Here is a 16,187-nt window from a genome sequence, read left to right as displayed (position 1 = left end):
AATTGATGAATGAGCTTGCTCTCTATTCATTGAATAAAGGCAACCCGGCTATCATAGTCATTAGACTTTAGACCCGCGGCTTTGCGTCCCTCCCTTTCGAAAGGTTTGCCAATATAATAATTTACTTAAATGATCGTACCATTTTACTAAGAGTTTGGATAGATAGAAAAAAATATTTCTATCTTGTTAATTTAGGTATACGTTTAGTGGACCGCTAATCCTATGAAAAAGCAGAGAATGGCTGCTCAGCGTGGCAGCCATTCCTATTTATCTCGTTCATTTATTTCAATTGCCTTATTCATCTTCAGTCCATCCGCATACGTCTTTTTCTTTCTTTATTTGCAGAATTTCATCAGCTTTGACATAGCAATTGACATCATTATTGTGATGGTTAATGAATATTGTACAATTAAAAAAGCCGGACCGCACTTATCAATTTAAGTACCCGAGCTGATAAATAGGCGGAGAAATTCCGCTTAATTGGTGATTTTTATTAAAAAAAGCATAAATAGGCGGAAAGATTCCGCCTATTTACTCAAAAAATTTGAAAAAAGGGGATTTTTCTTTGCATAAGCGGAAAATCTCCGCTTATATCCCCCGAATTGAGCTCCATTTTGAATATAAGCGGAAAATTTCCGCTTATTTTACTTTTGCTGGTTACTCAATCAAAACTAGACATCTTATTTGTATAAATATCAAAAGATCCGGCCAAACCTCGACTGACCTAGTTTACCGATTGCAAACGGCCATCCATAATTTCCGTTGCATTGATTGTTTTGCCTGCTTTCTTCATTTCACGCAGGTAATCAGCAAATAGTTCACGCTGGAAGTCAGGCTCATCTGTCCATTCCACTTCACCAAATGTGAAGTAGTCATCCCCTTCACCAGTTGACAGGAAGTTGTTCGTCACAACTTTAAATGTTCCTTCAGCAAATTTGCCTTCTTTATACAATGGCGTACCATCTGTTAATTCAATGTCAACGATTCTTTCACCAAGAGGCTTTGTTTCATCAAATTTCACTTTTAGTCCGCCAAATTGAATGCTTAGGAAGTTCCATCCATCTTCTGCTGGTCCTTCTAAGATTTCTTTAATTTGCTGTGCTGTCATATCAGCTACTACATTATAGTTATCAAATGGAAGTACTGCGAATACTTCTCCGTAAGTGATTTCTCCAGAGTCAATATTTGTACGGATCCCGCCTGCATTTTGGAATGCAACCTGTGCTTTTGCTCTTTCAAGCATCGCATCGCTAATCATGTTTCCTAATTGGCTTACACCAAACTTGCCTTCTGATAGATCTCTTGTTAGTTCTCCTTCAGTTATTGAAACGATTTCACTTTTAATTTCATTTACTCTATCTTGATGCTTTTTAACAATATCAGCTACAGCCTGGTCTTCTTTTGTTAAGCCTAATTTTGTTTCTAAAATCTCTGATTCAGAAGAATATACTTCCCCTGTTTTGCGATCGATAAATAATTGGATATGCCCCATTGCTGCCGTATAGCTTTGCGCTTCAACGACAGGAATATTATTCACATGACCAGCCACACGTTTGTGTGAGTGTCCGCCAACGATTGCATCTAAGCTTCCATCTGCATCTTTTGCTAAGTCTGCCAATTCACCAATGATCGCATCGGATTCTTTAGCAACCTCACCTGGTAGATGAGAAGTAACGATGACAAAGTCTGCACCTTTCGCTTTCATTTCTGCAGCTAATTCTTTAGCAATTGGAGCTGGAGTTGGGAATGATAACCCTTTAATATGTGTGGCTAACGTTGTTGAAGGTGTCTGTGGAGTAGCAAAACCGATAATTCCGATTTTATAACCGCCCTTTTCAACGATTGTATAAGGCTCTGCCCAATCCACACGCTTATTTGTTGCTTCATCATAGATGTTCGCACCCAATACCGGGAATTCTGCTTGCTCAATACGATCTTTTAGAACTGGAATACCAAAGTCAAACTCATGGTTTCCGATTGCTGCAGCATCGTACTTAATCTCATTTAATGTTTCGAAAGTGGATGCCCCTTCAGTAGAGTTAGAGATTAACGTCCCTTGGAAAATATCCCCTCCATCTACAACAACCGTTCCATCAGGGTTCACATCACGGAAGCCATTCACTAAGCCGCCAATAATGGCCATGCCGCCATTTTGATATTTTTCATTAAACTCAATATTTCCGTGAATGTCATTTGTGGTTAAGAAATCAATCACATCAAAAACAACTGGCTTGAATGCTTTTGCCGCTTCTCCGCGAGTCATAGGCGCATTTGGATTAAAGTCCACACCATGTTCAAAATCAAAGGCACCCTTTAAAATCGAATAAGCAATAAAAGGCTTCATTTCATCGCTCATTTTGTCTGCATCAGTAAAGTTCTTTAATACAGAAAGATCAACATCAGGCACTTTGCCTTCTGTTTGACTTAACGTAAACATTTTCGCAAATTCTTGCTTTGTAATAATAACATTGGGACCAAACTTATCTTTATTGTCGCCAGTTACTATTTTGGCATGAACGGCTTTTGCTACAGTAGATTTATAGCCTTTAGGTACATCCTTAAAAGTAATGTTTGCTTCTTTGGATCCTAACTCTCCAGCATTTTCAAGCATCCAAAGCAAGTGCATGCGCTTTAACGGCTGATCAGCACCTAAATCCCCATTCGGATACCCTTTAATAATGCCTTGATCCTTCATTAATTCCATTGGTGATAATTTAATCGCATCGAAGTTTGTATCAGCTGAAGCCGTGCCTATCCCAAATAAAGATAGTGCGATTGCCGGCGCAGCAAGTGAAGTGATCAGCTTCTTTTTTCTCATTGAATCTCCTCTTTTCATATGTAATGTAGTTGTTCATATGCTTAGATGAAGAGCTAGAAAAATAGCTATCTAAATTCTTTAACTATGTATTTGATACCAAACATTTATGAAACCGCTTTCAAAAAATAAAAAAAAATATAATCGCTATCATTCTAGCTTCATATGCAATGAAACTATATAATTCTACTATTTTTCATAGAATTCAGTCAAGGGTGACAACCATTCCTTATGTAATCCCTTGCCTTTCTAGCTTGAACTTTCCCTACTACACAGTCCCCAAAAAGAGCAACGAGCTTAATAATAATCCAGATTAAAAGTAACTAGCTTAATTCCTTCCATCTTCTTAAAATATAAAAATTGTATGGATCTTCTTCATTTTTCCTTCCAACCGGATTCACTCCATTTTCTAATAAACTCCATAATGAATAACTGGAAGGTCTTTTGTCATAAATTTAAAAACCATATAGGTTCAATTCTCTCGATATTCAGGACTTTCATAGAATTGAATTTTGCTCAGATGAAGTCCAACCTCTTCTCTGAAATCAAAGGACATGATCTTTTCTTGCTGCTTTAATTCTTAATAAATTTTGTAATATAGTAACTATAGACTAGTTCTATCATCCTGATTTGTTCAGAATTTGTTTAGAATAATATGCTACTCTTGAAATATATTTCAATCACTTTGTAAAGTGATTGGAATATTAAGATAGTGAAACAAAATGGAGGATAACATCATGGAAAAACTTGCGATAAATCATATCGCCTTGAATCGCTATTTATCAGTGATTCTCATTTTCACACTAGTAATATGTCTGATTCCTCAGCACCCAGATATTGTTAAAGCTAAAGGTTCCGCGGACATTGTTACATTTCAGCCAATTGAGGAAGACAAAGGTGCATATGATGGTGAACGTGTATCTGCCATTGCTCCAGGAAAAAGTTTCATTGGGGTTAAAAGTGTTGATGATCAAAATGGCCAATGGCAATGGTTTAATGGTATACAATGGCTGAATATTTCTGATCGCCTCGCTACTGACTCATTCCTTCCTTTATCAGCTGATACGAAAATAAGATTTTCTGCAGTACCGAATTGGAATGGAACAACTACCATTAATTATGTTCATTACACAGAAGGATCAACAGACCCGAGCAATATAGACAACTATGAGCTGGAGCTCAAAACAGCTCAGCTGACAGTAACACCTATAGGAGATGTACCAAATTTGACAGAAGCTGGCGGCAATAATTATCTTGGTTTCAGTAATAATTATGCACATGCTACATACCCAAGTATGGATATTTATTCAGATTCCTTTTCTTTTGAAACCTGGATAAAAACCCCTACGATACAAAATGCCTGGGAAAGAATTTTCGACACCTCTTACGGACCGGATAACTTTAATCTCCATTTAGCATTCCAAGGAGGAACTGGGAAAATGGTGCTTGAAGCACTGCCGCAAAATGGGCCGCGTAATGAGTTCTACCTAGCCGTAACTTCAGAACCCTTTCCAATAAACCAATGGGTACACGTGGCTGTTGTTTACAATCATACTCAAAAAAAGGCATATATCTATTGGAACGGCATACTGAAAGCAGAAGAATTTATGGATCTCACAAATATGGGTAATGGAATTATCCAAAATGGAGCAAATGCAAGGACAAACAACTACTTAGGCAAGAGTACTTGGGCTCAAGACGGATATTTTAAGGGCAGTATGAAACATGTAAGATTCTGGAATAAAGCAAAACTCCAATCCGAAATCATTGACCAAATGAATACGGGTTTGACTCAAACTGAACCGAATCTCCTCGTCCAGTATATGTTTAATGAAGGACAAGGAACGACTGCAGCAAACACTGGAAATATAGCCGTACCTTCAGTTTTGAATAATACAACCTGGCTATCCAATGATGGGTTTATTTACGGGGTTACAGGAACAGTAGGTTCAACACGAGTCAAAGAATTTACCGTTTTAGATAATGATATAGGAGACGTGAATCAAATGAGCATTTCGGCTGTCTCCGAAAATGAAAGTGTATTGCCAAACAGTGACATTCAAATTACTGGAACTAGCACAAACCGAAAGATCATTATGAAGCCTGCACAACAAGGGCTGTCCAAAATTACTGTCACTTTAAATGATGGAGTACATTCATATGAAAGCAGCTTTTTATTAAGCGTAACTTCATTGCCTGATGGGGAGCAACTTGATGAACCAGTGCTAACTCCTGATCCTGGAACAAACCCTGACCCAGGAACAAATCCTGACCCAGGAACAAATCCTAATCCCGGAACAAATCCTGATCCCGGAACAAACCCTGATCCCGGAACAAACCCTGATCCTGGAACAAATCCTGATCCCGGAGCAAATCCTGATCCCGGAACAAACCCTGATCCTGGAACAAGTCCTGATCCTGGAACAAATCCTAATCCTGGAACAAATCCTGATCCAAGACCTACTCCAGGAGATGATTCTGCTACAACTAATACAGAGATCATCACAGTTGACGTAGATGGCGAAAGCGGGAAGAACTTAAATAAGACACCAATCAAACGGACAACAGAATCGAATGGCACAGTTAAAGATTATGTATCAATGCTTGATAGCATTGCAAAAGATACTGTAATAAAAGCAAAGGAATTTGGAGATGATACAGCTCGTATCATAATTCCTGATGCAAAAGATATCGTTTCCGAAACAAATGTTGATGTTCCAAAGTCTGCACTCACTGAGCTGAAGAGCGGAAATTTGAACCTTGAAATATTCACGGAAAATGCGACGATATCCATTCCAAAATCATCATTAACTGACTTCAACGATGATCTATATTTCCGTCTGGTTCCTATCAAAAAGGATTCTGATCGAAAGCTTGTGGAAGAAAGAGCCAAGAAAGAAGAAGTTGTTAAAGAAGCACTTGGGGATGGGTCCATTGAAATAGTGGGACGTCCAATGACCATAGAAACAAATTTAAAGAGCCGAAAAGTGGATCTTATTCTCCCATTACTAGGAGTGACTTTACCTGAAGATGCAGTTGAACGCGAAGACTTTTTGAAAGAACTAGGGGTATTTATTGAGCATAGTGATGGAGACAGAGTGCTAGTAAAACCTGAACCTGTAGAGTACAAAAAAGGAGTACTAGGACTTAAGTTTACGATAGAAAAGTTCAGTACCTTTACGATTGTGAAAATGGAAGGATTAGAGGAATATTTCAGCGGACAGAATCCAAAAACCCATACTCCATATATTAAAGGGTATGAAGATGGATCGTTCCGTCCTGAAGCATTTGTTACTCGTTCACAGATGGCTGCGATGCTCGCAAGAAACTTGCCTGCAGACATCGTTTTGAACTCCCAAACAAACTATCGTGATGTTAGTACCCGGTACTGGGCATATGAAGAAATCATGAAAGCCAAGCAAACTGGCATTATGATAGGTGTTTCAACCGAGAAATTCCTGCCGGAAGAAACTGTAACTCGTGCTCAAATGGCAGCGATTGCCTACCGTTGGATCAAAATGGGTTGCGAAAAGGATGCTGAAGCGTTTGACAGCTGTTCCTCTTTGGCAAATGAAAGCATTATTGATTACAACGATGTTAAGAAAGACCACTGGGCTATCGAAGCCATTAGCTTTATGAAGGCTGCAAGAATGATGGAAGGCTATGATGATGAGAGCTTCCGTCCAAATGAGAAATTGACCAGAGCTCAAGCAGTTAAGGTGCTAAACCGCCTATTTAATCGTGGCCCATTACATGGAAATATTGCTCCTACCTTTAAGGATGTATCCGAAAAGCATTGGGCGTATAGGGAAATTGAAGAGGCGGGCCGGACACATAGCTATACCAAAAATGATGCAGGCGAAGAATTGATCAAAAATTGATGGTGAGATTTAACCCTGCAGCCTGTCTATACTAGGTTGAGCTGACCCGCGAAAATGAGACATAGAAAAAACACCTATGCTACCTAGCATCCATATTCAACTGGAGCTAGGTAGTTTAATTTTGCCTGTATTCGTTTTTCGTTATAGTAACACATAGATTGATTCGCAATCTCTCTTACTCATGTACGGAACTGATTTTATAAGCGATTATCTCATTATTTTACAGATCCATTATAGTTGATAGAGAAAGCATGGAAGAGCCGTCTGGCAGGTATGTACTATCTGTTGCCCACTTTTCATTTGGTCTATTTGTCTTAAAGTTCCGGTTAAAAATATTGTCTGCAAATATTACTTTCTCCATTTATTTCTGTCTTTTCACTTTAATCTGGCATTGAAGATGGAACTTTGCATAATCCCTTGTATTGTCTTGCAATCTACATGAATGTTATAACGCCGCTTTAGAAGTATTACGTAATGCTTGAGGTTTATCCTGACTTTCTTGACCTTTCCTATAGTTGTACTGTTTCCTAACAGGCTGATCAAAACGAATCCCCTTTATGCTCCCAGTGCATCCATGTCTTTATTTATGAGAGATTCTTTATCCCAACTTCCCCCAAAATTACTGCGTTCGTAAAATTTATTCTTCTTCATTTCAATTGCTTTTATTTTAGTATCTGATGGATAATGTACCTTCTTTCCTATATAAAAAAACACCCTCCAGAAGTATCGAATAGTTTCTGACTAAATACGATACAAAGGGGTGTTTTTTCCTTGTCTCAATTTAATTTACTGGGTCACTCTACAATGTGTAGTTTTTTGTTGAAAAAGGTCGAATTTGTTGAGAATTTGTTGAGAATAAAATGTTATGATCACTTCTAGCAATTAGGTAAAAAGCTCTATTAAAGTTTATAAGATCATGCGAAGAAAAGTGGTGAACCTTTATTTAATGTACTAATCCATACATAACTATGCTGTTGTTTGAAGTTATTAAACTAGCAATGCACTCCACTTAAAAAAACTAATGCAAAATAAAATGTAAGGAAGTTAACGATGCATATAAAAAAGACCTTTAATTTATTTTTAATTTTTTCTATTTTAATCACAATGATTTATGTCCCTTTTGATGTGAAAGCTTCGACACCAACTATGCAGGATGAATTCCTTGGGACTAAATATGCAGCCGTAGATGCGGAAGATAACCTTTATGCTTTTATAAGCGATAATCTTGACGGAAAAAGCGACGGGAGTGAAGGACATCTAGGTTCTAAAATTAAGAAAATGGATGGAAATTCAGGAGCTATTACAACTGTGCTAGAAGGAATTATGGGAGAAGCTACAACCTTTACAGTCAGTCCTGCAGGTGACATATTTATTTCTTTTTATAAAAGGGATTTTGAAAACGGGAATACAAGTGAAATCAGAAAATATGATTTGGACAATCCTGAAAATAATACCATAAAAGATCTTGGTCACATACAGGTAAGCAATTTAGCGGTTGATGAGGAGGAGAATATCTATTTTACTCAATTGAATGATCCCTGGGTAAAAAAGATAAGTACAGATGGCACAATTAGGGATTTAGGCAGCTTCGACATGATCATGCCAAGCTATATGCCAGTCTATAAGCTGCTAAATGATGTACAGGGAAATATCTATATCGTAACAAGATTGATTTACAATAATAATACAAACAACATATATGTAGCAAAAATTGCAACAAATGACGAGATTTCCAGCTATACTTTACCGACAAGTGAATCCACACTTAATTTCGGAATGACAGTTGATAACGATGGGAATCTATATGTTCCTAGAACATTTTCATATTTAAAAATCAATTCGAGCGGAATTGCCGTTAAATCATTAGACAATACAACAATGGAATTCCCTTCTCTCAGTACGTTAGCGATTGATACGAAGAATAACCTCTATATTGTAGATCGGATTATTCTTGACTTACCCGGTGCTCCTTATTCAACACATACGATTAAGCATGTCAATGTTTCTGCACCGGCAAACACGAACAGCCCTGCTGTTACACCATCTGCAACAGCAGAAGATTCGCCAACAACAAATGGTTTAGTCATTACAAGTAATGCTGCGGATGGATCAAATGTAACACATTTTAAAATTACGGATATTATCGGCGGAAAGCTCTTTAAACATAATGGGACATCAGAAATTAATAATAATGACTTTATTTCATCTGTAGAAGGCGGAGATGGTTTGCGATTTATCCCCTCTCCAGATGCAAATAGCCAAGCTGGTGATACTTTTTCTTTCCATGTACAAGCATCATTAGATGAAAATGGAACTGGTTTGAGCAGCGCTGTACAAGCAGCGATTACTGTATCGGAGGTTAATGATCGTCCGACAGCTGTAAATGACGTCCTTTCTAATATAGAAGAGAATGCCGGGGAGGTAACCATTCCAATCTCCTCTCTACTAGGCAATGATGGACCAGGACCTAGCAATGAAAGCGGGCAAAGCTTAACTTTAACAAATGTTGAAAGGATTGACGGCGGAGATGTAAGATTGGAAGGTTCCAATGTCCTCTTTACACCTGAACCGAACTATCATGGATCTGCCTCTTTCCGTTACACAATAGTTGATGATGGCAAAACAGCAGGTGAGGAAACGCCTCAATCTAGTCAAGCCGTTGCAAGTTTTCAGATTATAGGACGAGCAGACCAGCCAACTGTAACTCATGCGGAAACAAAAGAAGACACTCAAACCTCAAGTGATCTGATTATTACACCGACAGCTGCTGGCGGCGCAACAACCACTCATTTTAAAATTACGGGGATTACAGGCGGCATACTTTATAAAAATGATGGAACTACTCCGATAGCAGATGGTTCATATATAACCGTAGATGAGGGGCAGGCAGGTTTAAAATTCACCCCAAATGATAATGATTACGGAACAACCGGTTTTGGGTTTATGATACAGGCTGCTCCTGGAACAGGGAACACACTTTTAAGTGACGCGATAACAGCTAGCATTATTGTAAAGGAAGTCAATGATTCACCAGTAGCAATGGATGATACATTGACAGCAAGTTATGTAAATTCTATTGAACGACTGATTGATAGCAGTGTGCTGCTCGGCAATGATTCACCAGGCCCTGAAAATGAAAATAATCAAAGGTTATCAATCGTTTCTGTAGAAGACGCAGTAGGAGGAACCGTCCGTTTAGACAATGGACAGGTTTACTTTACACCGGCTCAAGATTTTACAGGGACAGCAAGCTTCCGTTACACAGTAGAAGACAATGGAACAACTGAAGGCAATGCGGAACCAATGACTGGACAAGCAAGTGTATCCTTTCCTGTTATTTCCTTGCCTGTAATGGGCGGGATCGTAAACATACTAGGTGATTTGAAATTTGGAAGTATGCTAACAGCAGACATAGCTGGAGTAACATATACGCCAAACACTACTGATGATGTTCCAGCATATCAATGGTTCCGTGGCGAGACACCTATTCTTGGAGCTAATTTATCGACCTATACACTAGCAGAATTAGACATTGCAGAAATAATCAAAGTCAAAGTGATCGCAGATGGAATCCATGCAATAGGCAGTGTAATCAGCAACGAAACAGCAGCCGTTCAAAAAGCTGATAGTTTATTGCCAGCCCCTCCAGCCCTTGATAATAAAACAACGACAAGCATTACGTTGGTTCCTATTCCAGGACAAGAGTTCAGTATTGATGATGGTGTCAATTGGCAAGATCGTCCGATATTTACCGGATTAACACCAAATACGGAATATCCTTTTATTTCAAGAATTAAAGCGACAACAACAACTAAGGAATCCGTGAACAGTGAAGTTAAACAATTTATGACGGATCCTTTAACTTATTCTGTCATGTATATGGGCAACCATCACACTGGAGGGACAGTCCCAGCAGATCGTCACGCTTATCAGCAAAATGAAAATGTATCTGTATTAAACAATACAGGAAACCTAGTACGATCAGGATATACATTTACTGGATGGAACACGAAAGCAGATGGCAGCGGAACTAAATATTCACCAGGCTCCAGCTTCTTAATGGGCAGCGATTCTGTGACGCTATACGCAGTGTGGGAAGCGATTCCGGCTAATAATGATGGCGGAAATCCTTCAAATGGCGGCGAAGAGTCCTCAAACCAAGGACCTACAACAGAAGTGATTACAGTTCCAGTTGAAACAGGAACTGTTGGTGAAGGAGATACCGTAGCACGAACTCCTATTACACGGACAACAGAAGCAAATGGAAAAGTAAAAGATGACGTCATTCTAACACCTGAACGGGCAATGGATTCCATTAAAAAGATTGTTGAAGCAGGTCAAAGCACTGCTCGCATAATGATTCCAGATGAGAAGGATAAAGTTTCTGAAGTGAAGGTTAATATTCCTGCTGAAGCAAAAAAAGTAGTAGAAGATGCAAATATTAACTTAGAAATTCATACAGAAAACGTTAGAATTGCGATTCCACAGGAATCGTTAAAAAGCTTCCAGGATGATCTATACTTCCATTTAATTCCGATTAAAGAGGAAGAACAGCGTAATGAAGTAGAAAATCGGGCAAGAGTCGAACAAATTGTTAAAGACATGGCTCAAGATCAAAGTATTAATGTTGTAGCCCGCCCGATGACAATTGAAACAAACATGCAAAGCAGACCTGTAACACTTACCCTGCCATTACGAGATGTTCAACTTCCTAGCAGTCCTTCCGAACGAGAACAGTTCCTGAAAGAGCTCGTAATCTTCATTAAGCATAGTGATGGTGAAAAGGAGTTAGTAAAAGCAAAAGTAGTAGATTATAAGAAAGATCAGCTTGGATTAGAATTTGGCGTCAACAAGTTTAGCACATTCACGATCCTTCATATGGAAGGCTTGGACGAAGATGCGAATGAGGATAAGACGCATACTCCTTATATAAAAGGATATGGCAAGGAATTCCGGCCAAACCACTCCGTTACACGCGGACAAATGGCAGCCATGTTAGCACGAAACTTAGCAGCAGCACCTTCTGCAAAAGCTTATACGGATATCCCAGCGACACATTGGGCGTATAAAGATGTAATGGAGGTAAAAGGTGCTGGCATCATGACAGGCAGAAATGCCACAACATTTGACTCAGCTGGCCACGTAACCCGTGCGCAAATGGCAGCAATTGTGTATCGCTGGATTAAAAACCAATGTCAGACCGATGACAAAGCTGCAGCCTGTGCCAAGTTAGCAGCGAACGAAAAGGCAAATTATAAGGATGTTTCAGCAAATCATTGGGCATCTGAAGCCATTGATTTTATGAAGGATACCGATTTTATGGTTGGATATGAGGATCATACATTCCGGCCAAATGAAAAACTAACAAGGGCTCAAGCAGTTAAAGTATTAAATCGCCTGTTTAATCGCGGGCCATTAACCGGTTTAAAAACAGCGACATTCCCAGATGATGTTCCTACCACTCATTGGGCATTTGAAGAAATAGAAGAAGCTGCAAGAAATCACTTTGTTATTTTTGATGAAAATAAGAATGAAATAATAAAGGAATAAAAGAAAAAGGATTGAATTGAAGATGCTGTCTTCAATTCAATCCTTTTCTATTTCATAAACGGCAATGTACCGATTTGGAAATACCCAAACTGCTTCTGATTCATTCATTATCCGGTTAAATGATTTGAACTCTTAATAGAAAAAAACTTACAAACTTACATACTATATTTTCCTATCCAATTTCCGCAATTGAACTAAACAACCGCTTGAATTCTTTCTCTAGCTGATCTCTATTTTTTTTTGGAATAAGCTCGATGTTAATATCGCGCTTGTTGATTTTTAAAGTTTTGTTCAATTCTACTTCTTGAATATCCCTTAATACTAGCTTCTGCTTGAACGAGAGCAAATTATGCCAATAAATGTGCCGAGTGGTGATTAAGAAACCATCCTTCGCACTGCCAAATGCCGTATTATCATATAACAAGATAGGCTGTTCATCATTTTCCAGCTGGGCGTAGGAGGATAAAACATTCGAAAACTTCTTGCCTGATTTCGAATCCTGTTGGCGATAGAGATAAAATAAATCTTTTACATATCCCTGAAGGTTATCATAAAAGGCTGTTACTAGCTTTTCAATTCGTTCTTGAACTGACTCCTGATCTTGTTGCTTGGAGCTTGCAGCTGGCTCCTTCTTCACTTCTTTCTCAGGTCCACTTTGTTCTGTTTCTTCCTTTTTTGTGCCTTCCAAACCAAAATGCTCATATAGCTTTGCCTGCCCCTCAGAAAAACCCCCTGTTAAGGCAGATAGTTTCCAGTCTCTACCCTTTCGGTATACTTCAGCAAGCACAATGGCATTTTCCACAGTAAACGAGCCAAGAGAATAAGTATATAATTCGTTCTGAGAATCTTTATCCACTACTTTCAAAAAGCCATTTTTCATTTGTGAAAAGGTTTGCCCCTTCTTCTCTCCATCATCTATCGTCAAGGTAAAGACAAGCTTGTCTATACTAGAAGAAATCCGATTGATATCAATATCAAACTGGTCGATATTTATAGCGGTACCCGTCAAAACGGAATGATTGATTGAATGATCCGCTGCTGTTGGATTTCCGTAAAAAATAATGGACTTAGAATCAGGACATTTTCCATCAGCCCCAACCATAAAAACAGAGGCATCGATTTTTAATGATTCATCTGGATCCCAGCCAATTTGCACCCATACATTCTTTAAATTCGGATCAAGTTTCGTCAGTTCTACCCTAGACCCTTTAACAATCGTTTTAGAATTTGTTTGATTAGCAGTTGTCAGGGATGCAGCAGCAGGATTCATCCCATGCCTCGAATTTTCCAATGCATTCGTACGTATGGAAGTTTTTGTGCTTTCCACCTCAGCATCTGTTTGGGGCGCCTCCACGCTTTCAACCGCAGCAGCGATTTCTGTCATAGCTTTATCCGGTGCATTTTTTTCAATATATTCACGTAAAACATCCTTCATGAATAATACAAATTTACCTGCATTCATAAGGTTTCTTGTGTATAACCTTTTAGGTTCTGCCTGATTTTTAACCAAAACATATACATCGTAAGTATCTTTCAATTGAAGATCTACTACATCCTCAAAAAGAACAGGCTCCGTCCACCCGTAGGAGTAGATGGCCTTCGAACTAATGACAAAGCCCTCTTTTGGGTTAATAAAAGATGTATTTTCTTTGCAGCTGAAGATGAGCGTATCTTCCAATTCCTCTCTTTGTTTAGAAAAGTCATGAATGAATCGGCCACAGTCAAAGTATTTATACTGATAACTGTTAAACTCATTTCCAAACAGGGTGCTTTCAAGATTCCTATACTTTTTCATGGTCTCTTCAATAAAATGCTGTTCCTCTTTTTCAGCCTCAGTCATGGATAGAATACAGCCAAATAACTTCTCTTCAATTGTATAAAAGGTACCCTTTGCAATAATTTTGAGGCTCTTTAATTGATTCAAAATCGTTTGCAGCAGTTCACCTTTCATGCCTAAATATTCAACCCGATCTAACACTGAGATAAAATAATCCCTTTTGTATTCCCACTTCTTGCCGGTAAAATCAGGAGTATTATAAATCCTCCCTAGTACAGCCGCTTCATATATCATGCGATCCATTTCATTGATTTTATACTGGTCTTCAAGGCTTGCAAGCTTTTGCTTTAAAGCAGCTTCTCCCAACTTATGGTCAACAAGGGCGTCCATTTCTGATAAATAGTTCAGTATCCGTTTCTCCTTAGAAATGGATTGAAACTTTTCAAAACTTGGAGATTGAGTGATCATTTGCTTCGCTGCCTCTGCTGGCTTCTCAGCAACAGGCTCCACTTTTTTAATCTGAAACTTGCTTGCCCCCTTCCAGATTATCTCTATATCTTTTGGCAGCGTATGGGCACAAATGAATTCAGCCATTTGCCCGGGACCAGCCTCCTCTGCCTTTTCTCCATTCATGCGAATTTCTTTAAGCTTCATCGAACTTTTTTCACCGGTAAAGATGATATCTCCCTCACGGAAATATCCCTTTTCAACCTTTCCAGTCAGCTTGTTTTCCAAAATTCCCTCAACCTGAACATAAAAAGGAAGGACATCCTGTTCCCCTTTTATTTTATTAAAAGAATCCTCTAAAGCCAGTAAATATCGATGGGCTGAATGATGATTCCGTTTCACCCATCGCTGATAGACATGTGGAGCCATTTGATATTTTGATAGAAGAACACTTCCGATTGTCAAAGAATCTAGAAGAGATATAACATCATCAGAATCGGTATGCAGTGTCAGTGTTAGTTCTTCATACGTTTCTTGCTCTACATGGCTGACAATCGTTTTGCCCAGCATCTGAAGGTTACCGTCAATTGTCGCTTGGTCACTTGTGTATTTACGCAAATAATACACAGCCTGCTCCTTCACCTTTGTAAACGTGGCATCTAAATCCCTTGGTGTCTGCATAAAGTCTGCTTGATATGCCGTTTGAAGATACTGCAGCTTTCCTCTAACATCCTCACCCTCTTCAGCCGCCTGTTTTAAACAGGAAACTGCATTGATGGCATCACCGATCTCGATAAAGCAGTTTGCTTTATGCAGTAAAGAAGTTCCGGTATGTGCTGGGCTTGAAAGGAGCGGATAGGTTTTTAGTGCAGCTTCATACTGGCGGTTTTGATAAAGAATTTCACCCAATCCCATCTTGATCTTATCTTCATAATAGGCAAACTCATATTTGATCTTCTTATAAGGGTCCATATCCTGCTGATCAGAATACTGGAAATAATCCTGCGGTGCTATACGGTATTGATCATTGCTCCCAGTTAGCGATACCTCCCGCGCCTCTCTAAAAAGCGGCTCCGCTTCTTCCACTTTGTTTAAGTTAAGCTGGGCAAAGGCTTTTTCTACTGTGCTTTTCTTGATCCCAAGGACATAATCAAGAGCATACTCAGCATCTTCCTCAAATAATAATGCTTTTTCATAATAGGAAATGGCCTGATCAAACTCACCCATTTCCAAGTAGGCCTCTCCAATTGAATACAGCACATAAGAGTCTGCCGGATTACTATTCAATATTTCCTGATAGAGTTCAATCGCTTCATCATAACGCTTATGATAGAGGTAAAGTGAAAATGCCTTTGATTGAACTGCCAGGAGTGAGCGTTCAATTGAAAGTGCCTGATCATAGCAATTAAGTGCTTCATCAAAGCGTCTTTGCTCTTCGAAAACTCTTGCCATTAATAAGAATAACTCCTGGTTTCTCGGTTCCTTCCCGATTTGAAATTCCAAGAGCTCAAGTGCTCCTTCATATTTCTTCACTTCCATTAGCGACTTAATTTTATGTATCATCCGATCTCCTCTTCCCTAATTGAAAAATAGTTCTAATTACTTTTACCTAGACAAAAACTTCAAAGTTTGTAAGTAAATTATACCACCGGCGATAGATAGAATGGAGAATTTGATAGAGTATTTATCAGGAAGGACCTTTTGAACGAATTGCTGG

Annotated in this window: 7 protein-coding genes and 1 riboswitch; of the genes, 3 read left to right on the top strand and 4 right to left on the bottom strand. The window is 38.8% G+C overall.

Annotated elements, in window-relative coordinates; genetic code table 11:
- Nucleotides 1–35: 35 nt before the first annotated feature.
- A riboswitch (cyclic di-GMP riboswitch) is annotated at nt 36–120 on the bottom strand.
- 102 nt (nt 121–222) lie between these two features.
- Nucleotides 223–441: a hypothetical protein gene (locus C1726_RS13905; RefSeq protein WP_102273703.1), complete on the top strand. Its 219-nt coding sequence runs from the start codon at nt 223–225 to the stop codon at nt 439–441.
- Nucleotides 442–724: 283 nt separating this feature from the next.
- Here the strand turns inward: C1726_RS13905 and C1726_RS13900 are convergent, their stop codons facing one another.
- Entirely contained in the window at nt 725–2,818 is a 2,094-nt protein-coding gene (locus C1726_RS13900) for a 5'-nucleotidase C-terminal domain-containing protein (protein WP_180968197.1), read from the bottom strand.
- A 734-nt stretch (nt 2,819–3,552) separates the two neighbouring features.
- Here C1726_RS13900 and C1726_RS13895 point away from each other — a divergent pair.
- Nucleotides 3,553–6,696, top strand: a complete 3,144-nt coding sequence (locus C1726_RS13895; RefSeq protein ID WP_180968196.1) for an S-layer homology domain-containing protein — start codon at nt 3,553–3,555, stop codon at nt 6,694–6,696.
- Between the two features lie 83 nt (nt 6,697–6,779).
- On the opposite strand, the gene C1726_RS26955 is transcribed toward C1726_RS13895, so the two are convergent.
- Together C1726_RS26955 and C1726_RS26190 are read right to left on the bottom strand one after the other, a co-directional pair.
- Nucleotides 6,780–6,851, bottom strand: coding sequence for an IS3 family transposase (locus C1726_RS26955; protein WP_407642073.1), 72 nt, complete (start codon nt 6,849–6,851; stop codon nt 6,780–6,782).
- A 65-nt stretch (nt 6,852–6,916) separates the two neighbouring features.
- The gene (locus tag C1726_RS26190; RefSeq protein WP_180968194.1) at nt 6,917–7,057 is read right to left on the bottom strand and encodes a hypothetical protein; all 141 of its coding nucleotides are present in this window, start codon (nt 7,055–7,057) and stop codon (nt 6,917–6,919) included.
- 689 nt (nt 7,058–7,746) lie between these two features.
- Here C1726_RS26190 and C1726_RS26185 point away from each other — a divergent pair.
- Nucleotides 7,747–12,246: an S-layer homology domain-containing protein gene (locus tag C1726_RS26185; protein WP_180968192.1), complete on the top strand. Its 4,500-nt coding sequence runs from the start codon at nt 7,747–7,749 to the stop codon at nt 12,244–12,246.
- A 172-nt stretch (nt 12,247–12,418) separates the two neighbouring features.
- Here the strand turns inward: C1726_RS26185 and C1726_RS13885 are convergent, their stop codons facing one another.
- Entirely contained in the window at nt 12,419–16,033 is a 3,615-nt protein-coding gene (locus C1726_RS13885; protein ID WP_102273700.1) for a TerD family protein, read from the bottom strand.
- Between the last annotated feature and the right edge of the window lie 154 nt (nt 16,034–16,187).

The organism is Cytobacillus massiliigabonensis (assembly GCF_900199725.1).
GTDB classification, from domain to species: Bacteria; Bacillota; Bacilli; order Bacillales; family Cytobacillaceae; genus Cytobacillus; species Cytobacillus massiliigabonensis.
The sequence above is the reverse complement of the archived record's forward strand: the minus strand, read 5'-3'. Positions and strand labels throughout refer to the sequence as shown.